General features: G+C 45.8%; 16 protein-coding genes. 9 read left to right on the plus strand and 7 right to left on the minus strand.

Features of this window, described 5'->3' with window-relative positions:
- Nucleotides 1-31: 31 nt before the first annotated feature.
- Nucleotides 32-796, plus strand: a complete 765-nt coding sequence (locus DPF91_RS14930) for a DeoR/GlpR family transcriptional regulator (RefSeq protein WP_117235233.1) — start codon at nt 32-34, stop codon at nt 794-796.
- Between the two features lie 268 nt (nt 797-1,064).
- A complete protein-coding gene (gene glpD, locus DPF91_RS14935; protein WP_117235234.1) occupies nt 1,065-2,606 on the plus strand; it encodes a glycerol-3-phosphate dehydrogenase in 1,542 nt (513 codons plus the stop codon).
- A 260-nt stretch (nt 2,607-2,866) separates the two neighbouring features.
- Here the strand turns inward: glpD and DPF91_RS14940 are convergent, their stop codons facing one another.
- Nucleotides 2,867-3,199 (minus strand): tRNA-binding protein, encoded by a 333-nt coding sequence (locus DPF91_RS14940; protein ID WP_117235235.1) that lies wholly within the window; start codon nt 3,197-3,199, stop codon nt 2,867-2,869.
- A 167-nt stretch (nt 3,200-3,366) separates the two neighbouring features.
- Here DPF91_RS14940 and DPF91_RS14945 point away from each other — a divergent pair, with 167 nt between their 5' ends.
- On the plus strand, nt 3,367-4,371 hold the full coding sequence (locus DPF91_RS14945; RefSeq protein ID WP_117235353.1) for a substrate-binding domain-containing protein: 1,005 nt from the start codon (nt 3,367-3,369) through the stop codon (nt 4,369-4,371).
- 115 nt (nt 4,372-4,486) lie between these two features.
- Here the strand turns inward: DPF91_RS14945 and galM are convergent, their stop codons facing one another.
- The 4 genes from galM to galE form a co-directional block, all read right to left on the minus strand.
- Nucleotides 4,487-5,548 (minus strand): galactose-1-epimerase, encoded by a 1,062-nt coding sequence (gene galM, locus DPF91_RS14950; protein ID WP_117235236.1) that lies wholly within the window; start codon nt 5,546-5,548, stop codon nt 4,487-4,489.
- Between the two features lie 97 nt (nt 5,549-5,645).
- Nucleotides 5,646-6,806, minus strand: coding sequence for a galactokinase (galK, locus tag DPF91_RS14955; RefSeq protein ID WP_117235237.1), 1,161 nt, complete (start codon nt 6,804-6,806; stop codon nt 5,646-5,648).
- A 121-nt stretch (nt 6,807-6,927) separates the two neighbouring features.
- The gene (locus DPF91_RS14960) at nt 6,928-7,980 is read right to left on the minus strand and encodes a UDP-glucose--hexose-1-phosphate uridylyltransferase (protein WP_117235238.1); all 1,053 of its coding nucleotides are present in this window, start codon (nt 7,978-7,980) and stop codon (nt 6,928-6,930) included.
- Nucleotides 7,981-8,092: 112 nt separating this feature from the next.
- Complete coding sequence (gene galE / locus DPF91_RS14965) at nt 8,093-9,103, minus strand: UDP-glucose 4-epimerase GalE (protein WP_117235239.1); 1,011 nt, start codon at nt 9,101-9,103, stop codon at nt 8,093-8,095.
- Between the two features lie 334 nt (nt 9,104-9,437).
- On the opposite strand from galE, the gene ebgR reads away from it, so the two are divergent.
- The 6 genes from ebgR (at nt 9,438) to ygjK (ending at nt 19,282) form a co-directional block, all read left to right on the plus strand.
- Nucleotides 9,438-10,421 carry a transcriptional regulator EbgR gene (gene ebgR, locus DPF91_RS14970; RefSeq protein WP_117235240.1) on the plus strand — a complete coding sequence of 328 codons (984 nt, stop codon included), beginning with the start codon at nt 9,438-9,440 and terminating at the stop codon, nt 10,419-10,421.
- Nucleotides 10,418-11,281 carry an SGNH/GDSL hydrolase family protein gene (locus DPF91_RS14975; RefSeq protein WP_117235241.1) on the plus strand — a complete coding sequence of 288 codons (864 nt, stop codon included), beginning with the start codon at nt 10,418-10,420 and terminating at the stop codon, nt 11,279-11,281. The genes ebgR and DPF91_RS14975 overlap by 4 nt, the downstream gene beginning before the upstream one ends.
- Before the next feature lie 301 nt (nt 11,282-11,582).
- A complete protein-coding gene (gene ebgA / locus DPF91_RS14980) occupies nt 11,583-14,681 on the plus strand; it encodes a beta-galactosidase subunit alpha (RefSeq protein WP_117235242.1) in 3,099 nt (1,032 codons plus the stop codon).
- A 3-nt stretch (nt 14,682-14,684) separates the two neighbouring features.
- Nucleotides 14,685-15,137, plus strand: coding sequence for a beta-galactosidase subunit beta (locus DPF91_RS14985; RefSeq protein WP_117235243.1), 453 nt, complete (start codon nt 14,685-14,687; stop codon nt 15,135-15,137).
- Between the two features lie 115 nt (nt 15,138-15,252).
- Nucleotides 15,253-16,686: an amino acid permease gene (locus tag DPF91_RS14990; RefSeq protein WP_117235244.1), complete on the plus strand. Its 1,434-nt coding sequence runs from the start codon at nt 15,253-15,255 to the stop codon at nt 16,684-16,686.
- Nucleotides 16,687-16,912: 226 nt separating this feature from the next.
- Entirely contained in the window at nt 16,913-19,282 is a 2,370-nt protein-coding gene (gene ygjK / locus DPF91_RS14995) for an alpha-glucosidase (protein WP_117235245.1), read from the plus strand.
- A 108-nt stretch (nt 19,283-19,390) separates the two neighbouring features.
- Here ygjK and DPF91_RS15000 read toward each other — a convergent pair whose 3' ends face one another.
- A complete protein-coding gene (locus tag DPF91_RS15000; RefSeq protein WP_117235246.1) occupies nt 19,391-21,160 on the minus strand; it encodes a solute:sodium symporter family transporter in 1,770 nt (589 codons plus the stop codon).
- 115 nt (nt 21,161-21,275) lie between these two features.
- On the minus strand, nt 21,276-23,378 hold the full coding sequence (locus tag DPF91_RS15005; RefSeq protein WP_117235247.1) for an alpha-galactosidase: 2,103 nt from the start codon (nt 23,376-23,378) through the stop codon (nt 21,276-21,278).
- Between the last annotated feature and the right edge of the window lie 157 nt (nt 23,379-23,535).

The following is a 23,535-nucleotide window of genomic DNA, read 5'->3' on the forward strand; positions in this document are numbered from 1 at the left end:
CAATTGAAACGATACTTCGCTAGGAGTGAGCGTGAAGCAAATCCCAAGACATCAGCAGATCATCGAACTGGTGACTACTCAAGGTTACGTGAGTACCGACGAACTCGTCGAACGATTCAACGTCAGCCCACAAACCATTCGCCGCGACTTGAATGAGCTTGCTGATGAGAACAAAATCCGACGCTATCATGGCGGAGCAACTATCCCCCTTAGCTCAGAGAACACCTCTTACAACACCCGCAAATCTCACAACTTCAGTGAGAAAGACCAAATAGCGGAGAACCTGGTAAGACATATCCCTGACGGTGCGACGCTTTTCATAGATATCGGTACCACACCAGAAGCGGTGGCGCACGCACTTAATAAAAAACACAAGCAACTCCGAGTGGTTACCAACAACATCAATGTAGCCACAATTCTGCAACCGAACCCAGAGATCCGCGTTATCTTGGCCGGCGGCGAAGTTCGTGATCGTGATGGTGGCATCATTGGGGAAGCAACGCTCGATTTCATCCAGCAGTTCCGTTTAGACTTTGGCATCATAGGTATCAGTGGTATAGATTTTGATGGTTCACTGCTCGACTTTGATTACCACGAAGTTCGCATCAAGCAGGCCATCATCGAAAACAGCCGCAGTGTATTTCTTGCCGTAGACCATTCAAAATTTGGCCGCAATGCCATGGTAAAACTGGGCAGCATTACCCAGATTCACACGCTATTTACCGATAATCAGCCACCAGCAGAGATCCAGGCGCTTCTAGACGAACACAATATCCCTTGTGAAGTAGCGCTTTAAGACACTAGCTCAAAGTTCCTAGTTCATCGGCTAGGGACTCTCTCCCTTGTCCATAGTCCTCCCTCCCCTAAAGCTCCAGGTCCTGAATCATCTCTCAGCTCTCAAATCCATTTTTTCGTTCTCATCATGAGCTAACGAACATTTTTACGTGCTCATTTCACACAAAACGCGCAAATACGAAAATAATTAGTGATCATATGCGAAAGCTATTGTAGAGTTTATTCAGTTTCATTTATGTTCGTTCGCTCATTTTAGATAGGCCATTCTCATGGATATGAAAACAAAAGAGATTGATAACCGTGTACTTGATTTAATTGTAATTGGTGGCGGGATCAATGGTGCAGGTATTGCAGCCGACGCCGCAGGACGCGGTCTTAGTGTTGGACTTTATGAACTTAACGACTTTGCCTCAGCAACGTCTTCTGCAAGCTCTAAGCTGATTCATGGTGGCTTACGCTATCTGGAACACTATGAGTTTCGTTTGGTCTCGGAAGCACTCGCAGAGAGAGAGGTGCTACTGGCAAAAGCTCCGCATATCGCACAGCCAATGCGATTCCGCCTCCCACACCGCCCTTTCTTACGCCCAGCCTGGATGATTCGTTGCGGTTTGTTCCTTTATGATCACCTGGGCAAACGAACAACGCTTCCAGCAAGCCAAAAGGTAGACCTTGCGGCTTCAGGTTTGCTGAAGCCAGAAATGAAGATTGGATTTGAGTATTCAGACTGTTGGGTCGATGATGCTCGTTTGGTTCTTTTGAATGTTTTATCTGCTAAACAAAATGGTGCGGAGGTTGAGAACTACTGCAAGGTTGAGAGTGCAACACGTGAAGGAAACATCTGGCGCGTGACACTAGTGGACCAAATCACTGGCGAAACCAAACAGCGCTTTGCAAAAGCAGTCGTTAACGCGGCAGGTCCATGGGTAAAACAGTTCTTTGATGATGGCTTAGAGACCCCATCACCAAGAAATATTCGCTTAATTAAAGGCTCACATATCGTCGTACCTAAAGTGCATGACGAAGAACAAGCTTACATCTTGCAGAATAAAGATAATCGAATCGTATTTGTTATCCCTTATATGGACGACTTCTCTATCATAGGTACAACCGATGTTGAATACAAAGGCAACCCACGTGAAGTGGCTATTGATGATAATGAGATCAATTACTTAGTCGATATCGTCAACCAGCACTTTGTTAAGCAACTTACTCCTGCTGATGTAGTATGGACTTACAGCGGTGTTCGCCCTCTTTGCGATGATGAGTCGGACTCACCTCAAGCGATCACCCGAGACTACACCCTAGAGTTAGAGCAAGAGCTAGATCAGGCGCCGCTTCTGTCTATTTTTGGTGGCAAGTTAACGACTTATCGAAAACTAGGTGAGTCAGCAATGAAGATGCTAGCACCTTACTTCCCTGAGATGGGCTCACCTTGGACGGGGAAAGAAAGCCTACCCGGTGGTAACTTCAGTTGTAGCCGCGAACAGCTCGCAAACAGCATTACGCAACAATATCCTTGGATTACTAATAAGCTAGCTCACCGCTACGTACGTCAGTTTGGTACCCACACCTTCGCGATGCTAGCCAACGTCAAAGACTCTAGCGATATGGGTCATGAGTTTGCTGAGGATGTGTATCAAGTTGAGGTTGATTATATGATCGAGCATGAGCTGGTTAAGACAGGTGAAGACCTAATGTGGCGCCGAACCAAGCTTGGTTTATATCTAAACCACGAGCAGCAACAATCAGTCACACAATACATCTCAGACAAACAAAGAGTCGTGACTACCGAGTTTGTTAAAGTGAGCTAGAGAGCTAGAGAGCTAGAGAGCTAGAGAGCTAGAGAGCTAGAGAGCTAGAGAGCTAGAGAGCTAGAGAGCTAGAGAGCTAGAGAGCTAGAGAGCTAGAGAGCTAGAGAGCTAGAGAGCTAGAGAGCTAGAGAGCTAGAGAGCTAGAGAGCTAGAGAGCTAGAGAATTCTGAAGGGTTGACGTTTAACGTCAACCCTTTTGTTCACTTTCGGTTCTGAAAAACTAGATATACAGTTTTCCAGAAGCTAAGCGCTCTAGATTGCTACACAATACGTGTCCCTGCCGCCATAGCGCGCTCTGGTTTTAGCAAAACACTTTCTGACTCATCATCCGCTTCCGCACAAAGCAGCATGCATTCAGATATCTCACCACGCATCTTCGCTTTTTCAAGGTTACACAGCACCACAACTTGCTTGCCCATCAACTCTTCTTCTGTGTAATACGGAACTAGGCTCGTCACCGTCTGCAGCTTTGTTCCACCAACATCAACCTGAACAATATAGAGCTTGTCAGCGTTTTCGTGGCGCTTAACCTCGACAATATTTCCGACACGCATCTCAAGTTTTGCAAAGTCTGCATATTTGATCTTATCCAAAGTAAAAACCTCTAGTAAAATTTAGTAAAAGAGAAACGTTTACACTAACAACAATCCAAGTGATTACAACAGGTAAACCTCTCATTTTTGAAAGTAATTAGATGGAAGAGTTGCGTTATTTACATACCGACTGTTTAATAAAAGGATAACGATAATGAGGGTGAATGATGGCAACAATTAAGGATGTGGCGAAGGAAGCAGGCGTCTCGGTTGCAACGGTATCTCGAGTGATAAACAAGTCACCAAAAGCCAGTGCAGCATCAATCGAAAGTGTGTCCAAGGCAATGGCGAAGTTAGGGTATCGTCCTAACGCCGCGGCTCGTGCGCTCGTAAGTCAAAGTACCAATACCGTTGGCGTGCTTGTCAGTGATGTATCTGACCCATTCTTTGGCACCATGGTCAAAGCTGTCGATACAGTGGCGCATGCTGCTGGTAAACATATTCTGGTCGGCAATGGTTACCATGATGCCAACGAAGAACGTCGTGCAATCGAGCTTTTGATTAATAGTCGCTGCGACGCTCTCGTTATTCATTCTAAGGGCCTATCGGATCAAGAGTTAATTCAATACGCCAGCGAAGTAAAAGCGATGGTACTGGTTAACCGCCACATACCAGAGTTGGCTGATCGCTGCATCTCTCTTGATAACTATAAGGGTGCTTACTTAGCAACCGAACACCTTATTAAGAATGGCCATCAACAGATTGCCTGTATCGCCTCTTCTCATGCTATCGAAGATGCCGATGAGCGTGTCAAAGGCTATTTGGCGGCACTTAAAGACAACAATATCATGCTGCCAAAAAGCTACATCGAATACGGCGAACCCAACAATACCGGTGGTGAGAATGCTATGACCAACCTGCTGAGTAAGTCACTGTCGGTCACAGCAACCGTGGCTTATAACGACTATATGGCTGCTGGTGCTCTTGCTGTTCTCGAAGAGAATGGCATCAGTTCACCGGGCGATATGTCCATTATCGGCTTCGATGACGGCATTATTGCAAAATACCTGAGTCCTCGCCTCACAACCATCCGTTACCCAATCCATATGATGGCAGAGAAGGCTGCAGAACTTGCTTTGACCTTAGCGAAGCAAGAACCGGTTGAGGCTCAGCCAATGATGTATTCGCCTACTATCGTTAAGCGCAACTCTGTTAAAAGCATCTCAGCGTAAATAACTCCGGCTAAGATTACGACAACAACAGAAAACGGCTGACGATGCTTCTTTCAACTAGAAGTATCGTCAGCCGTTTTTCGTATTTAGTTGGCGAATGAAATTGCTCTAGGATTTACACCACAAACTGATAGCGAGTGTAGAAACTATATTCCTCACTAGGTTGCAGAATACAGCTTGGTTGAGGCCACTCTGGGTGATTCGGAGAATCTGGAAGGAACTGCGTCTCCAATGCAACACCGGCATGTGCGACATACTCACCATCTTGTCGATTCGGAGTACCCTCCAACCAGTTACCGGTATACAGCTGCATTGCTGGTTTATCAGTATAGAGTTTGAGCGTAATTAAACTGTCAGGAGACGTCACAGTTGCTGCGCACGTTCCTGATTGCGTATCTGTATTTAAAAGATAGGAGTGATCAAAACCACGCGCAGGCACTTGCTGTTCGTCTTGCATAAATTGCTGAGAGATCACCTTTGGCTCTCGGAAATCAAAGCCAGTGCCATCAACACTCTCAAGTTCGCCTAATGGAATGCCAACCTCTGTTGTCGGCAAGTACTGAGCACTGTTCACACTCAAGATATGGTCAAGACAGTCAAAGCCAGACTCGGCACCAAGCAGATTGAAATAGCCATGATTAGTCAGGTTCACCACTGTTGCTTTATCGGTCTGAGCAAAGTAGCGGATCGTCACATCGTTGTCGTCGGTAATCTCGTACCGAACCGAGACGGTAAGATTACCCGGGAAACCCTGATCGCCATCTTCTGAGTTCAGCGTAAATACGACATGAGTTTCGGATTGCGCTTCAACCTGCCAACGACGTTTATCAAAGCCATTTGGTCCACCATGGAGTGCGTTACCCGCTTGGTTGGTCAACACTTGGTATGCTTTATCATCGACCTCAAACTGACCATTCGCAATTCGGTTGGCATAGCGACCGACTGTCACTCCCATATAACTGCTCTGTTTATCAAAGTCAGTCATATTGGTAACGCCTAACAATACTTCGCGCTTTCTCTCTTGAACGGGTACGAGGCAGCTAAGCCATGTTGCACCAATATCCATAAACGCTACTTGCATACCAATACGATTGGTTAGAGTAATGACCTTTGCAGGAAGCCCATCGTAAGCCTCCGATTTACCCATTGTGAGTTCTAATGTCGTTGTATCCATCATTCATTTCCTTTTGTTTCCATATGCGACTTTCGACATCATTTTTATCATCGCAAATATGCAAACAGCCCCATTTAAGGGGCTTTGTTATCTATTCGGTTTATAGTGTTTCCACCAAACCTGCGCCATTTTTCGCTTGGCAAACGTAAATGGACTCTTTTAGTCCCGTTGAAGCTTCGTACTTCGCTTCAACGGTCGCTTTCACGTCATCAACCAGACTTGGCGGTACTAGTGCGACGATACAGCCACCAAAGCCGCCGCCTGTCATACGAACGCCACCCTTGTCACCGACTACCTCTTTCACGATACCCACTAAGGTATCAATTTCTTTCACCGTAATTTCAAAATCATCACGCATTGAGGCATGTGATTCTGCCATCAGCTCACCCATGCGTTTCATATCACCCGAAATCAGTGCTTTTGCAGCTTCCTCTGTACGGTCATTTTCAGTGATAACGTGACGCGCACGTTTTGCAACCATCTCATCAAGTTCCGCTGCTTTGACATTGAATTGCTCAATGGTCACATCACGCAGTGCTTTCACTTCAAAGATACGTGCTGCTTCTTCACATTGTTCACGGCGAGTGTTGTATTCACTGTCAACCAAGCCACGTTTCTTGTTTGAGTTAATGATAACCACCGCCATATCCTCAGGCATAGATACAGCGGTAGTTTCAAGACTACGACAATCCAGCAGCATCGCATGGTTTTCACGACCCTCTGCTGAAATCATCTGGTCCATGATGCCACAGTTACAACCAACGAATTCGTTCTCTGCTTGTTGACCATTAAGCGCAATCTCAGCTTGAGTGATTTCCAGGTTGTATAGCACCTTGAAGGTTTGACCAATCACAACTTCCAGTGCTGCAGAAGAGCTCAAGCCTGCACCTTGTGGAACGTCACCACTTACAGAGATATCAGCACCACCCAGCTTATAACCACGACCAATCAAACACTTCACAACACCACGGATGTAGTTTGCCCACATTTTGTTTTCTTGGAAGGTGATTTCTTGGGTGATATCAAATTCATCGAGGGCATTTCCGTAGTCAACAGAAACAACACGCACGATGTTGTCGTCACGCTTTGCTGCAGCCACTACAGTCTGGTAGTTGATCGCACACGGCAGTACGAAACCATCGTTGTAATCGGTGTGTTCACCAATTAGGTTTACACGACCTGGCGCTTGAACGATATGAGTCGGTGAATAATTCAATACTTCATTGAAAGAGGCTTTCACGTTTTGGATTAGATCAGACATAGTAAATTCTCAAACTGTTTTATTAATTGGTAGTAGCTCCAAACCTAAAGCCACTTTTATTCTTCTGCTTGCCGGATTGAAACTGTAGCTTTCGTCATTACAGCTTCAAATAAGACAGCCGTTATTGTTCTTTATAATGCACGTCACTTAAGTCACGTAGACGCTGTGCCGCTTGCTCTGCCGTTAAGTCACGCTGAGATTCTGCAAGCATTTCATAGCCAACCATAAATTTACGCACAGTGGCGCTACGCAGCAGTGGTGGATAGAACAGAGCGTGTAGCTGCCAGTGTTCGATATCCGTTCCTTCTTCGAAGAACGGCGCATAGTGCCAGCCCATCGAGTAAGGGAATGAGCACTGGAACAGATTGTCATAACGACTCGTCAGCTTCTTGATTGCAACCGCTAAATCGTCACGCTGCTCGTCTGTTAGTTCACTAATGCGACGAATGTGTGTTTTTGGCAGAAGCATGGTTTCATACGGCCATGCCGCCCAATAAGGCACCACCGCAATCCAGTGTTCGGTTTCAACGACAGTACGCTCACCATCTTTCATTTCAGCCTGAACGTAGTCCACCAACAGGTTTGAACCTTGCTCTTGGTAGTACTCTTTCAGAAGCTTCTCTTTGCGCTCTATTTCATTTGGTAAGAAACTATTCGCCCAGATTTGACCGTGTGGGTGTGGCTGTGAACAGCCCATGGTTTCACCCTTGTTTTCAAAGGCTTGAACCCAAAGGTAGTCTTTACCTAACTCTTCAATTTGCTCGTTCCATGTATCTATCACACCACGAATTTTAGCAACGGATAGTTCTGGCAACGTTTTGCTGTGATCTGGCGAGAAACAGATAACACGGCTCAAACCACGCACACCCTGAGTTTTAAATAGCGGGTTTGCAGACTCTGGTGCATCCGGTGAGTCCGGCATCAATGCCGCAAAGTCATTGCTGAATACATAAGTGCCTTCGTAATCTGGGTTTTCATCACCAGAGATACGCGTGTTGCTTGGACACAAGAAACATTCTTTGTCGTAAGCTGGTAACTCTTCGGTAGAAGGCTTTTCATCTTGGCCACTCCATGGGCGCTTCGCACGATGTGGAGAAACCAAGATCCACTGACCCGTCAATGGGTTGTAGCGGCGGTGTGGGTGATCCACTGGGTTAAATTCAATATTAGACATTGAGGTACTCTTTTCTTTCTTCAATCCAAAGCGTTTACTGTCCGCTTTGGTGATTAATTCTTGTGTTAAAGCTCCCTGCTGCACTTACGCTAACTGCAGGGAATAACGATGTTTAGTACCCTTCCGGGTTGTTTGATTGCCAGTTCCAGGTGTCTGCCGTCATTGCGTCGACATTGCGAGTTGCTTTCCAACCAAGGTCTTGCTCCGCTTTGGTCGTACTTGCCCAGCACTCTGCAATATCACCAGGGCGACGAGGGCAGATCTCATAAGGAACAGGCTTACCACACGCTTTGCCAAAGGCTTCTACCATCTCGAGTACGCTTGAGCCTTTACCCGTACCTAGGTTGTAAATGTGCAGACCTGATTTTTCACCCACTGCTTTTAATGCCGCGATGTGTCCATCAGCAAGATCCATAACATGAATGTAGTCGCGAACACCTGTGCCATCTGGCGTTGAATAGTCATCACCAAATACTGAAAGTTTTTCACGGCGGCCAACCGCAACCTGCGCAATGAATGGCATCAGGTTGTTCGGAATACCTTGAGGGTCTTCACCCATGGTGCCAGATGGATGAGCACCAACAGGGTTGAAGTAGCGCAGTAAGGTGATGCTCCAATCGTCTTCTGCTTGGAACAAATCAGAAAGGCATTGCTCTACCATATACTTGCTGCGACCGTATGGATTGGTTGTCGCACCTGTTGGAGAATCCTCGGTAATAGGTACTACGTCTGGGTCGCCATAAACTGTTGCTGAAGAGCTAAACACAATGCTCTTAACACCCGCTTTACGCATTGAGCGAGCGAGTACTAGGGAACCATTTACGTTGTTGTCGTAGTACTCCAGTGGTTTTGCCACTGACTCACCGACCGCTTTCAAACCAGCAAAGTGAATCACAGCTTGGATATTATGGTTCACAAACACTTGATCAAGCAGCGCCTCATCTCGAATATCCCCTTCAATAAACTCAGGTCTCACCTGAGTAAGAGCTTCAATACGTGAAAGCACCTCTTCTTTACTGTTACACAGGTTGTCTAAAATCACGGGAGTCATACCCGCTTCTATCATTTGCACACAGGTGTGACTGCCTATGTAACCCATGCCTCCGGTGACCAATACTTTCACGTTGAATCTCCTACCTAAATTGTTTCATTAAACAAATGCGTTTGCGTTATTACTGAAGTAAGTTTAGCAGCAGCACTCGGTTAGGTTCTGTGATCAAATTCCCATTGTGTAAACGTTTCCACAAAACATTACACTCATATCACCGACGCGTTTATAATCTGTTTAAGACATTAATCCGCACAAAAAAAACACTACCCATCATTCAATTGGACTAAAAATAGTCCGATTTATCGATAGTTAGAAAGTTTTACTAAAATCGTTGGAGTGTCTTTTTTAAACGCTTTACAATGCTTAAAGCTAAGAATAGAAGTAAAAGAATTATTTAGGACACAACATGGCTACTTTAAAAGACATCGCACAGGAAGCTAATGTCTCTTTGGCAACCGTTTCTCGCGTGTTAAATGATGATCCGACGCTAAGCGTGAAAGAGGAAACCAAGCGCCGCATCTTTGAAATTGCCGAAAAACTGGAATATCGCACGACCACAGCAAAGCGCGCGACGGTCGCTAAAAAGCAACACCAACACATTGTCGCTTTGTATAACTACAAACAAGAAGCAGAGGTCGCTGACCCATACTATCTTTCTATCCGTCACGGTATTGAAACCCAGTGTGAAAAACTGAGCATCGAACTCACCAACTGTTATGACAATCAACTGGATACAGGCCTGAGCAATGTGACTGGCGTGGTGCTAGTTGGTCGTTCAAACACGAAAGTAATTAATCAAGTAAAGAAAATCACAGACAACATCTGTTATGTTGACTTCACCGATCATGCTCAACCGTTTGACTCTGTGGATATCGACCTCACTCGTATTAGTAAGCAGGTTACAGATTACTTTATTAAGCAAGGTTATCAGCGCATTGGCTTTATTGGTGGCCAAGATAGCGAATCGACGCCTGATATCCGCGAAGAAGCCTTTGCCGAATATGGTAGCTTGAAAGGCGTGGTAAAGGACCAAGATATCTACCGTGGCGATTTTACCAGTTCATCAGGTTACGAGCTGACCAAAAAAATGCTCAAAACCGGCGACTACCCAAGTGCGCTTTTTATCGCTTCAGACTCAATAGCAATCGGTGTTTTACGCGCTATTCATGAGCACGGTTTATCGATCCCTGAAGACATTGCATTGATCAGTGTAAATGATATCCCAACGGCTAAGTTCACCTTCCCTTCGCTTTCTACAGTAAGAATTCACTCCGAAATGATGGGCGTGCAGTCAATCAACCTCATCATTGAAAAGCAACGTGATGACCGAGAGATCCCGATTCGCCTCTATGTTCCGGGTAAATTAAAGCTAAGAGGAACGACACAATGAGTCGTGATGAATTAGTTCAAGTACTCAAGAATAACCAATGCTTAGATCTTCATGAGTTGTATACCCAAAACCCTTCACGCTCGATGTATGCATTGGTCAATGAACTTGATCAATTGCGAGAAGAACATAACCTCAAGACAAAAATTTCCGCATTCAATAGTGAGATAGATGGACTTATCCAGACTCACTTATCGCAACATGATTGGCAGCAACCTATCCCTGGTGATGTATTCAAACAGATTGCTCAAAGCCTCGACTTAAATCAGAGAGCCCATAAGATGAGTCGCTTTATTTTGGCTAAGAATAACCATACCCACTTCTCTAAACAGAGTGATTTAGTGATGTTCGGTGATTCTATCACCGAGTGGGGTCCATGGCATGATGCCATAACCGATATCAGCCTCAGCAACCGTGGACTCGCGGGCGATACCACCAGCGGTATGATCCAACGACTTGAGACAACATTAAATTGTAACCCTCAGCTCGTATGTGTGATGGCTGGCATCAATGACCTTGCACAAGGTTACTCTGTAGATTCTGTCATCAAGAACTATCAAACCCTAATCGATACTTGGCAAGAGAGCGGCATTGAGGTTTGGGTTCAATCAACACTATATGTTGGTACGCGTATGGCGGCGCTGAACCCAAAAGTAGAAGCGCTCAACTCATGGTTAAACTCGTACTGCGAACAGCAGGGCCATATATTTATCGATTTAAACACATCGCTGAGCCCTGAAGGTATCCTTCCCTTAGAGTGCAGTTGCGATGATTTACACCTAAATGCTTTTGCTTATCAGAATTGGCTTGACGTGTTACTGCCAATGCTGGAGAAAAGGTTTCCTTCAGTCGAACAATATTAGTAAAACTTTTATTCAACCTTAACCGATCTTCAAAGGAGGCGTTCGCCTCCTTTTTTTATCTATACCTTTCAACATCCCAACTCTGTCATAGAACGTACGTCATCCCATGGTTAATTTTTAACTCGATCACACCTAGAGGAACAGTCTGCTAGCAAAACGTGATCTAGTTAAAGTAAAACGTTTACATTAATTTATTTTAGTAAAAGTTTTACTTAATATCTTTCCCAGATGCTCAAAGAGCTTTTATTCATAGAACGTCGGTCTGCTGGCTGCATCAGCGAAAACCGAGGGAGAGAACAACGTGAACAACTGGGAAAACTTCCTACATCTGCATGAGAATCGTATGGCACCTCGCGCCTACTTCTTCTCATACGGCTCAGAAAAAAACGCAAGAACGTTTCAACGTGAATTAAGTAATCATTTTCAACTACTTAGTGGTCAGTGGTCATTCAACTACTTTACGAACCCATTACTAGTTCCTGAAGAGTTTTATACCCAAGAAATGAAAGACTGGGGACACATTACCGTTCCTAACATGTGGCAAATGGAAGGCCACGGTGATCTTCAATACACAGATGAAGGTTTCCCATTCCCTATCGATGTACCTTTCGTCCCTACAGATAACCCAACCGGCGCATATCAACGCTCATTCTACCTGGGTGAAAACTGGCATGACAAACAAACCATCATCAAGTTCGATGGCGTCGAGACCTACTTCGAAGTGTATGTGAACGGCCAATATGTTGGCTTTAGTAAAGGCAGTCGCTTAACGGCTGAGTTCGATATTTCACAGCACGTAAACACAGGCAATAACCTACTTTCCATTCGCGTCATGCAGTGGGCAGACTCAACTTACATCGAAGACCAAGACATGTGGTGGACTGGCGGTATCTTCCGTGATGTTTACCTAGTCGGTAAAGAGCAGTTGCACGTTCAAGACTTGATGGTTCGCACAGACTTTGATGACAACTACCAAAGCGCAACACTCTCTTGTGAGGTTGAGCTAGAAAACCTTGCAACAGCGGCAAATGCCAACCTTGAATACGTACTTTACGACGGTAAACAGGCTATCTCACAAGGCTCTGTTGACAACATTTTGGTTGATAACAAAACATCGACTCAATTTGCAATTGATGTCGTCAACCCAACCCAGTGGAACGCAGAAACCCCATACCTTTACCACCTGCTGCTCACGCTGAAAGATGAGCAAGGTAAGATTCTGGAGATCATTCCTCAGCGTGTCGGTTTCCGCGATATTAAAGTGCGTGACGGACTATTCTACATCAACAACAAATACGTGATGCTGCACGGTGTAAACCGTCACGACAACGACCACCTAAAAGGTCGTGCGGTTGGTATGGATCGTGTCGAAAAAGACCTGATCTTGATGAAGCAACACAACATCAACTCGGTACGTACTGCTCACTACCCAAATGACCCTCGCTTCTACGAGCTATGTGATATCTACGGCCTATTTGTGATGGGTGAAACCGATGTAGAAACCCACGGTTTTGCTAACGTTGGCGATCTGGACCGCATCACTAATGATCCAGCATGGGAGGCGGTGTTCGTTGAACGCATTGAGCGTCATATTCACGCTCAAAAGAACCACCCATCGATCATCATGTGGTCACTAGGCAACGAGTCTGGTTATGGCTGCAATATTCGCTCTATGTACGATTCTGCAAAAGCCATTGATGACACTCGCCTAGTTCACTACGAAGAAGATCGCGATGCGGAAGTGGTAGACGTGATTTCTACTATGTACTCTCGCGCACAATTGATGAACGCATTTGGTGAGTACCCACACGAAAAGCCACGCATCATTTGTGAATACGCACACGCAATGGGTAACGGCCCTGGTGGTTTGACTGAATATCAAAACGTGTTCTATAAGCATGATTCGATTCAAGGTCATTACGTATGGGAGTGGTGTGATCACGGCATTCTTGCACGTGATGAAACAGGCACAGAGTTCTACAAGTACGGTGGCGATTACGGCGACTATCCAAACAACTACAACTTCTGCATGGATGGTTTGATTTACCCAGACCAAACCCCGGGCCCTGGCCTAAAAGAGTACAAGCAAGTGATCGCACCTGTGAAGATCCGCGATTTCAACGCAGAAGACGGCACGTTCACTGTCGATAATAAACTTTGGTTCTCTAACATCGATGATTACACCATCACAGCGGAAATCCGTGCTGAGGGTGAAACGCTTGAAGTTATCCAACTAAAAGCAAAAGAACTTGCTGAAAACTCGAGCCGCGAGTTAGCGATTACCCTGCCAGAAATGGATGAGCGTGAAGTGTTCGTTAATTTCACGGTACGAAAAGACACTCGTACACCTTACAGTGAAGCAAACCATGACGTCGCGGTTTACCAGTTCCAAATTAAAGAGAACACTGCGCAACTTGAAAGCTTCACCAATACCAACGCAACTGCACTTCAAGTTGAGGAGTCACGCCTTGGCTATCTTATTAAAGGCCACAACTTTGCACTCAACTTTAGCAAGGTAAACGGCAAACTCACCTCTTGGTTAGTGAACGGTGAAGAACTGATTAAATCTGAGCCCAAGCTGAGCTTCTTTAAACCGATGATCGATAACCATAAGCAAGAGCACGATGGTTACTGGGAGCCAGCGCATCTACAAATCATGCAAGAGCACTTCCGTACATTAAAAGTAGAAGAAAACAGCGGCAAAGTCGACATCACAACCACCAGCATCATTGCACCCCCTGTGTTTGATTTCGGTATGCGCTGTAAATACCGCTACCAAATCAATGCTGAAGGACAATTGAACATTGAACTCAGCGGTGAACGCTACGGCGATTACCCGCATGTGATTCCCGTTATCGGCTTAGACCTAGGCATCAATGGAGAGTTTGACCAAGTTCAATACTACGGCCGAGGCCCAGAAGAGAACTATCAAGACAGCAAACAAGCCAACTTGATTGACGTTTACCAATCGACCGTCTCTGAAATGTTTGAAAACTACCCATTCCCGCAAAACAACGGCAACCGTCAACATGTTCGCTGGACAGCACTATCAAGCCGAGCGGGTAACGGAATTGCGATTAAACCACAGCAAGAAATCAACTTCAGTGCTTGGTTCTATACCAACAAAAACTTACATGAATCTCAACACACCATCGAGCTAGAGAAAAGCGGCTACATCACACTGAACCTTGACCACCAAGTAATGGGATTAGGTTCGAACTCTTGGGGTAGCGAGGTTCTCGATTCTTACCGTGTTTACATGGAAGAGTTCCGCTACGGCTTAACTTTGATTCCATTCCAAGCGGGTGACTGTAGCGCTCAGACATTGGTAAACCACAAGTTTGAAGACAACTTCTTCACCACATCAACCTCTGTAACAACAGAAAGTAACGAGGCGTAACCCATGATCGTTTTACCAAACCTAGAACAATTCAAAGTGGTATATCGCGATGGTCGTAAGTGGCAACGCTGCGTCGAAGCGATTGAGAACATCGGCAATATCAAAGATGGCGTGATGTATTCCATTGGTGACTCGCTGGCTTACATGATTGAAGACGGCGTGGCTCGTCATACTGAAAACTTCATCGGTAATCGTCGTTACTTTGACGTTCATTACTACCTAGAGGGACGCGAAACGGTCGAATTTGCTAACAAGTCTCAGCTTGAACAAATCCAAGCTTACAGCGATGAAACTGACCGTGAGCACCTGGTTGGCCGTGGTGAAACTCAACAATTACACGAAGGTCAAGTTGCAATCTTTGATAACAGCAAAGCCTATCGCTTCCACGGTGACAGCCGAGTTCGCAAGGTTGTGTTGAAAGTCACAATTGAGGATGGATACTTCCTAAATAAATAAGTCATTAGTCAATGACCAGATAAAATACGGGCCGGACATAAGGATCTGGCCCACCTAAATAACAAAGCATCACAAAAAAGTGACGCACTAATATTCAGTGAAACCGGAGGACATTATGTCTGAATCTGTACGCGGTAAGTTAGGCAAATTCGCCCTACTATCCATGACGTTTGCGGCGGTATTTAACGTTCGTAACATCGTAAACAACAACATCGAACTGGGTTTAAGCTCGGCACCTATCTTCTTGCTTGCAACCCTTGTCTACTTTATCCCGTTCGTATTTATCATTGCTGAGTTTGTATCTGCGAACAAAAACTCAGAATCTGGTATGTACGACTGGCTGAAAAAACCACTAGGTTCTAAAGCGGCTTACCTTGGCTCGTTCCTTTACTGGTTTGTAAACCTGTTCTGGTTCGTGTCACTGCTACCAAACGTAATCGCATACGCATCTTACGCAATGCTTGGTTACGAGTACGCGTTCTCTCCAATGGTGACCTCGGCAATCTCGATTGTGCTATTCGCAGCAGCGACGCATATCTCGACGAAAGGCGCAACTTGGTTAGGGAAGATCTCTGAAATCGTCGCTTACGGTGTATTTGCTCTGTTCTTTATCTACGTGATCGGTGCACTAATGGCACTGGGTGGTAATCACGAGCCAGTACAACCAATCACTATGGAGGCAATGTCGCCAACCATTAACTGGGCAACGCTAGGTATCATGTGTTGGATCTTCCAAGCAGCAGGTGGCGCTGAAACTGCAGCAGCTTATCTAAACGATGTGAAAGGCGGTCATAAGTCATTCATCAAGGTCATCATCGGTGCAGGTATCGCAATCGGCACTATGTACGCGGTTGGTTCACTGTTGGTTAACGTATTCGTAGCTCGTGAAGACCTAACCTACGCTGGCGGCATGGTTGAAATCTTCACTGGTATGGCTCAGTACTTCAATATATCTGAAGGTCTGGTTGGCCGCTTCGTTGGTATCATCCTATTCGTAGCAATGTTCGGCTCAATGATGATGTGGACAGCAGCACCGGTTAAAATCCACTTCTCTGAGATTCCAAAAGGCGTTTACGGTGAGAAAACAACCGAGCTTAACGAACACGGTGTTCCCGTCCGCGCAGCATGGTGGCAATTCGCGTTCGTACTCGTAATGCTAATCGTGAATGGCTTCGGTTCTGAATCGGTACAAGACATGATGAACACCGCTATTAACCTAACGGCTGGTACAGCAATGCTTCCACCTATCTTCATCATGGCAGCGTACTTTGTCTTCCGTCTGAAGCACGATGATACCCCACGTGATTTCCGCATGGGCACACGTACTCAAGGTATGGCAGTGGTTTCGGTACTCATCACCATCTTCGTAGTAAGTATGACAGCATCAGCATTCCCAACAGGCGTTGACCTAGTACAAGCGTTCTTCGTGAACGTATTTATGACGGCGGTGTTCTCAGGTATCGCTTGGTGGTGGATATCTCGCTTCGAGAAGAAACAAGCACTAAAGCAATCTGAAGACGTGACATCAGAACCAGCAACTCAAGCTTAAGTCTATGTTCTAAATAAATAAAAACGCCGCAGACCTTGCGGCGTTTTTTCGTTTGTTGAATAGGTAAAGTCTAAATTAAAACCTAGGTAAATATTTTACTAAAAGGATCACACTTTTAAACTGAAAGCGTTTTAACCCAATTCGCTTGTCGATATGATCCTCTCTGTTATCACAGAGACTCCCCCACCTCTAGAGTAACGACGTTTTTAATAACCGAGATTAAACGATGAAATTGAATACTCTATTTGCCGCCATTTCTACCGCCCTAATCGTATCGGGCTGCGCTTCTGTTGACTCAACCACCAGCGATGATGCCCAAGCACTAAACTTTAAAAATGTGATTGATCGTACGGGCTCACCTGAATATATGCGTGACTACGACTTCGATGACCACCAGCGCTTTAACCCATTCTTTGATAAAGGTGCATGGCATGGCCATCTCTTACCTGATAACGATGAAGGGATGGGGGGATTCCCTGGTACCGCTCTACTAACCGAAGAATACATCAACTTCATGGCAAACAACTTTGACCGCCTGAGCATCTACAAGGATGGTCAAAAGGTGTCATTTACGATGGAAGCCTACAGTATTCCAGGAGCATTGATTCAAAAGCTCACATCAGACGATGTAATCATTGAAATGACAATGCGCTTTGCGACAAACCGTACTTCACTATTGGAAACTAAGATCACTTCTGATTCAGCTTTGGAGTTGGTTTGGGATGGTGAGCTACTAGAGAAATATTATGCGAAAGAGGGTGAAGCTCAGTCCGATAAAACTATCGACCAAGCATACCCAGATTATAATCGTCAGATCACTGCGACGGATGATGGCCTAGCGGTAACCTTTGGTCAGGTTCGTGCAACTTGGAGCCTGCTAACTTCTGGCGAGTCTGAGTATCAAATCCACAAATCTATTCCGATGAATACCGAAGTGAATGGAAAATCATTTGTATCAAAAGCCTCGGTAGACGGATCAACCACGCTTTACACCACCTATACCCATGTTCTCACCGCAGAAGAAAACCAAGCAGAACAAGCAAAGATCACAGATATTCTTGCCAACCCACAACAGTACTTTGATGCCTCTGAACAACGCTGGGAAGAGTATCTACAAGCCGGTTTAACCAACCCAAATGCCACGCCAGAGCAAGAACGCGTCGCTGTTAAAGCGATGGAAACCTTGAACGGAAACTGGCGTGGTGTCGCCGGTGCCATGAAGTTCGATTCGGTTACTCCTTCAGTCACCGCACGTTGGTTCTCTGGTAACCAAACTTGGCCATGGGATACATGGAAGCAAGCTTATGCAATGGCACACTTCAACCCAGACGTCGCAAAAGACAATATTCGCGCGATGTTTGCTTACCAGATCCAAGCTGACGATTCAGTACGCCCTTGGGATGAAGGCTTTGTTCCTGATCTCCTGGCATACAACCAAAGTCCAGAGCGTGGCGGTGACGGTGGCAACTGGAACGAACGTAATACCAAACCAAGCCTAGCGGCTTGGGCTGTCATGGAAGTATACAAAACCACAGGCGATGAAGCTTGGTTAGAAGAGATGTATCCAAAGCTTGTGGCTTACCACAACTGGTGGCTAAGAAACCGTGATAACAACGGCAACGGTGTGCCTGAATACGGAGCGTCACGTGACAAAGCCCACAACACGCCTAGCGGCCAAATGACCTTTACGGTAAAACGCGGCGACAAAGAGCAAATCTTTAGTGGCTTAGAGCAATACCGAGAGATCATCAAGAACGGTCAATACGACCACATCGAGATCCCAGCGCAGACAGCTGCGTCCTGGGAGTCGGGCCGTGATGATGCCGCAGTATTTGGCTTTATCGACAGCGAGCAGCTCGATGCTTACGTAGCAAACGGCGGCAAACGTAGCGACTGGGATGTCGAGTTCGCGCAAAACCGTTCGCAAGAAGGTGTACTACTGGGTTACTCACTGCTTCAAGAATCCGTTGACCAAGCGAGCTACATGTACAGCGATAACCAATACCTTGCACAGATGGCGGAGATCTTAGGCAAAGCTGACGAAGCGAACGAGTTCAATGAAAAAGCTGACAAGCTCGCAGATTACATCAACACCTGTATGTTCGATGAGAGTACGGGTTTCTTCTACGATATTCGTATCGAAGATCAACCGCTAGTCAACGGCTGTGCGGGCAAGCCAATCGTCGAACGTGGAAAAGGCCCTGAAGGCTGGTCACCGCTGTTCAATGGCGCTGCAACACAAGAACACTCAGATTCTGTCGTAAAAGTGATGAAAGATAGTAATGAGTTCAACACTCATGTTCCTCTAGGTACCGCCTCACTAACTAACCCAGCATTCGGTCCAGATATCTACTGGCGTGGACGTGTTTGGGTAGACCAATTCTACTTTGGCCTGAAAGGTATGGAGAAATACGGTTACCGTGATGATGCAGTAGAGATGGCAACCAACTTCTTCAACCATGCCGATGGCTTGGTACAAGATGGGCCAATTCGTGAGAACTACAATCCATTGACCGGCGCTCAACAAGGTGCACCGAACTTCTCTTGGAGTGCTGCTCACCTTTACATGCTCTACAACGACTTTTTTACTAAATAAAGCTAACTTTGGTTAGGGTCTGTTTACCCAGCAATGAGAACTAGAAAAAGCCCGTTAACTTACTCGTCAACGGGCTTTGTTTTTATCACGAAATGGTGTTTTTAAACGTTACGCTTCTTGTGCTTTTAATTGAGCTGCTTTCGCTTGCTTCTTTCTAATACGAGCGAACAAACCACCCAGAATCACGATGCCACACAGTGCGTAAGTCACCATGAATGAAGTGTCACCTGCCACTAGGCCTAGGTCAGAGAACGTGATGTAAGCGCCAAGTACCATGTATAGAATCACTGCAGAAGCTTCGAAACGGAACTCCCAAGGTTTGATGTCCATCGCTTCGTTTACTGGCAGTACGTAGTCAGTATCACGTGGGCGAACCTTACCAATAGCCAGCATAATGGCGCAACATGCAACAAACAGTACCGCGAGTTGGTGGAAGAAGTGTAACTCCGCCAGTGGTTTTAATGGACCAAGGTAATCATGCATTGCCGCTGGGGTAAACTGAACGATACCGTAAGCCGCTACGAATACTGCTAGTGATACTTTCGCCGCTACCGCTGGTACACGCTTAGTCACGTAACCCATGAATACGATAGTGAAGATTGGCACGCTGAATAGACCTGCTAGACGTTGTAGCAAATCGAACAGACCGTTTGGAGCGAACATGATAAACGGCGCAATGCCAACAGACAGAATAGCGATAAACAGACCAAATGAACGACCTTTGTTTACTAGCTGTTCATCAGAAAGCTTGTTCTCTTTATCAAATAAAGGCTTGTAAACGTTCAGCGTAAACAGAGTTGTTGACGAGTTCAGTACGCCGTTAAACGTAGACAGAATTGCGCCAAACATTGCTGCTAGGAAAAAACCAACCAATGGTTTAGGCAGTACTTCGTTTACCAGACGAGTGTACATGGTGTCGGCTTCGTAGCTTTGACCTGCTGCATCAACCGTACCGAACATGTGGTATGCGATGATACCTGGGATGATTAAAAATAGCGGTGTGATAACCTTAACGGCACCCGCTAGGATTACACCTTTTTGACCCTCTTTGAGGTTCTTCGCACCAAGAGCACGTTGGATAATTGCTTGGTCCGTACCCCAGTAGTAAAGGTTTACTAGCAGCAGACCTGTGAACATGGTTGAGAATGGTACGTTTGGATCATCTTCTGCACCCACCGCTTGAAGCTTATCCGTTGCGTTAGTGCTAATAACGTTAACGCCTTCCATGAAGCTACCGTCACCAAGAACGATCAGACCGAAGATTGGGATCATTAGGCCACCTACAATCAGGCCGACACCGTTTAGCGTATCTGCGATTACGACCGCTTTCAGGCCACCGTAGATTGCGTAGAACAGACCAAGAAAACCGATAATTGATGCAATAAGCAGGATCGCTTGGAAGCGACTAATACCCAGCATTGTCTCCACATCGAAGATGCCACCGATAACCATTGCCCCTGCGTAAAGCGTGTTTGGCAGTAGGTTGATGATGTAGCTCAGCAAGAACAGAACCGTGACAAACTGCTTAACAGACAGGTCATAGCGCGATTCTAGGAAATCAGGAATCGTGGTAATACCCTGCTTTAGGTAGCGTGGTACTAGGAATAGAGCAATGATGATCAGGGTAATACCTGATGCAACTTCATAGCCCATCACTGACATGTTACCTTTAAACGACAGAGCACTCATCCCTACAAAGCTGGTTGCAGAAAGGTTGGTTAGGATAAGTGAACTTGCGATAAGGCCACCGGTCAGGCTTCGGCCTCCGAGGAAGAAGCCATCTTTTGAATCATTTTTCTGATTCTTCACACGCGACCAGGTGAAAAACACCACGAAGCCAGTGAAGAAAAAGAATGACAGTAGGATTGTCATTGGCATAATTTTGTCCTTAATTATTGGATCTTAATATAGATTTTTTTGTTTACGACAAGGATGCGAACCGACACTATCACCGCACCCTTGCCATGTTTTCTTGGGCTTTTCTGTTTGTTAATTAGATTTTTTGTAGGTGCACGATCAACGCTGATTCAGGGTCAAGAATTGGCAAAGTTAGGCCAATCTCTTTCAGGTTGTCGCCGCTTAGCGTTAGTGTTTTGTCCAACCACTTAGGGCGCTGCTTCATCAATTGAAAACTGGTTTGAGGCATCTCAACCAACTTCACTTGATACTTCGCATTCACGTCAGCGCAGCTGATACGCAATGGTGAAGGCAGAGCGTGGTCTGGCATTGCCAATTGGCAAACCGTAATTAGCATTTCATCATCGCTCTCTACGCCGTATATGTTCTGATTCTTGTCTGCTGGATCGATACGGAAGCTACGGCCACCGTGAAGCACATGGCGATATTCTTTGTGTAGCGCGATATAGCGAGAGAAGGCCTCTTTCTCTTCTTTTGACTCTTTCACAGGGTCAAGCTCAACCCCCATGTGACCACCAAGCGCTGTGACCCCCCGCATGTTGATACCGTGACGACGATTGGTTGAGTGACACTCGTAAGGACCGATATGTGCACCCATCACTTCCGGTGGGAAGAAGTAGCTCATGCCCTTCTGAATCGATTGGCGCTCAAGCGCATCGTTACAGTCCGACGCCCAGAATCGCTGGGTACGTTTGAGGATTTCGAAGTCGATACGACCGCCGCCTGAAGAACAAGATTCAATCTCGACTTCTGGGTGTGCTTTATTCAACTCATCCACTAAGCGGTACAACGCTTGGGTTTGACCATGTACCGCAGGGCGACCTTGGTGGCCAGGCTGAACCAACTCGCGGTTCATATCCCACTTAAGGTAAGTAATGTTGTAACGAGTCAATAGATCGTTAAGACGCTCAAACAAGTAGTTGAAGCAATCTTTATTTTGTAGATCAAGCACATACTGCCAACGACCTGATGGTTGATGATAGCCTTGCAAACCTAGCACCCAATCAGGGTGGTTGCGGTATAGGTTTGAGTCTTGGCTCACCATTTCAGGCTCAACCCAAAGACCAAACTCCATACCTTGTTGGTTCACGTGGTTAATCACAGGCTCTAGACCGTCCGGGTATTTCACCTCGTCTAGGTACCAGTCACCCAACGCTGCTCGTTCACCATCACGACCGATGAACCAGCCATCATCAATAATGAAACGCTCTACACCCATTTCAGCTGCTTCGGTTGCCATCTGCATGATGTATTCTGGTTTGTGGTCAAAGTAGATGCCTTCCCATGTATTTAGGTGTACCGGGCGTGGCTTACTAACTGGGAACTTCACAATGTTCTCGCGAACAAATTGTTGGAAACGTTGTGAGATACCATTTAGACCTGTGTTGCTATAACAGCCATACAACCAAGGTGTTTGGTACTCATCTCCCGCTTCAAGAATGGATTCCCCAGAAAGTAAGAGCTCACCAGCTTGAACGAAGCGACGACCATCACTACGTACATCTGCACGCATTTGATGGTTGCCACTCCAACCAAGGTGGAAGCCCCACACCTGGCCAAGCTGTTCACTAAAACCATTTGTCCCCACAAATAGCCCTGGAAAGTTTTCATGTGATGTACGACCACGACGGTTCTCTTGCATGAAGCCGCCATGTTCAAAACGTTGACGCTGAGTTTGGAACTCATGACACCAGCGACCATGGAAAGTCATTAACTCATTAGCGTGGTTTGGCAAAGGTAAGGTCGAAGAGAGTTTGCCAAGGTAGTATTTGCTGTCACCGAGGTTTTTAACACTAACGCGCTTTTGAACCACATCCGTGTTCACATTCAGCTTCAATTCAACAGTTAACTCAAGCTTGGCAACCTCATCAGCCATCACAAACATCGCTTGATTGTCTTCAACCTGAGTTGATGTCAACTTGAACACGGGTGCCCAATCAAAACCATCACGGTGCCCCTCAATACCCGGCGCATTGAAGTGACCACTACCAAGCTCAGGACATAGTGATAAAGGTACATCAACATCTAAACGAGCCTGAGAGATAGGGCGCTCTGTCGATAGCAAAAGGTCTTCATCGATCTGTGCAATCTTTGCACCCCAGTGAAGAATTTCTGGCACTCGGTCTGTTTTGATAATCAGACTGTGGTTATTGCTTTGTAGATGGACAAACTTACTCATGACCTGTTCAACCCTTCCGTTTCAAATTTGGTTTTATTTTTTGTTTTCGTAAACATTAATTGAGCGCCATCTTGCTCTGTTTAATCCTAATTAGTAGCTGGAATGCCATTTATTGTGATCTAAAGCGGGTCTGAAATTGACTTTATTTGCACTAGAT

Source organism: Vibrio maerlii (genome assembly GCF_003415655.1).
Classification (GTDB): Bacteria; Pseudomonadota; Gammaproteobacteria; order Enterobacterales; family Vibrionaceae; genus Vibrio; species Vibrio maerlii.

Bases quoted from the DNA above. Each gene is read 5' to 3' on its own strand.
- ygjK (WP_117235245.1), top strand. From the start codon at position 16,913: ATGAAATTGAATACTCTATTTGCCGCCATTTCTACCGCCCTAATCGTA.
- glpD (WP_117235234.1), top strand. From the start codon at position 1,065: ATGGATATGAAAACAAAAGAGATTGATAACCGTGTACTTGATTTAATT.
- DPF91_RS14990 (WP_117235244.1), top strand. From the start codon at position 15,253: ATGTCTGAATCTGTACGCGGTAAGTTAGGCAAATTCGCCCTACTATCC.
- DPF91_RS14975 (WP_117235241.1), top strand. From the start codon at position 10,418: ATGAGTCGTGATGAATTAGTTCAAGTACTCAAGAATAACCAATGCTTA.
- ebgR (WP_117235240.1), top strand. From the start codon at position 9,438: ATGGCTACTTTAAAAGACATCGCACAGGAAGCTAATGTCTCTTTGGCA.
- DPF91_RS15005 (WP_117235247.1), bottom strand. From the start codon at position 23,378: ATGAGTAAGTTTGTCCATCTACAAAGCAATAACCACAGTCTGATTATC.
- DPF91_RS14985 (WP_117235243.1), top strand. From the start codon at position 14,685: ATGATCGTTTTACCAAACCTAGAACAATTCAAAGTGGTATATCGCGAT.
- galK (WP_117235237.1), bottom strand. From the start codon at position 6,806: ATGTCTGATCTAATCCAAAACGTGAAAGCCTCTTTCAATGAAGTATTG.
- DPF91_RS14945 (WP_117235353.1), top strand. From the start codon at position 3,367: ATGGCAACAATTAAGGATGTGGCGAAGGAAGCAGGCGTCTCGGTTGCA.
- DPF91_RS15000 (WP_117235246.1), bottom strand. From the start codon at position 21,160: ATGCCAATGACAATCCTACTGTCATTCTTTTTCTTCACTGGCTTCGTG.
- galM (WP_117235236.1), bottom strand. From the start codon at position 5,548: ATGATGGATACAACGACATTAGAACTCACAATGGGTAAATCGGAGGCT.
- DPF91_RS14960 (WP_117235238.1), bottom strand. From the start codon at position 7,980: ATGTCTAATATTGAATTTAACCCAGTGGATCACCCACACCGCCGCTAC.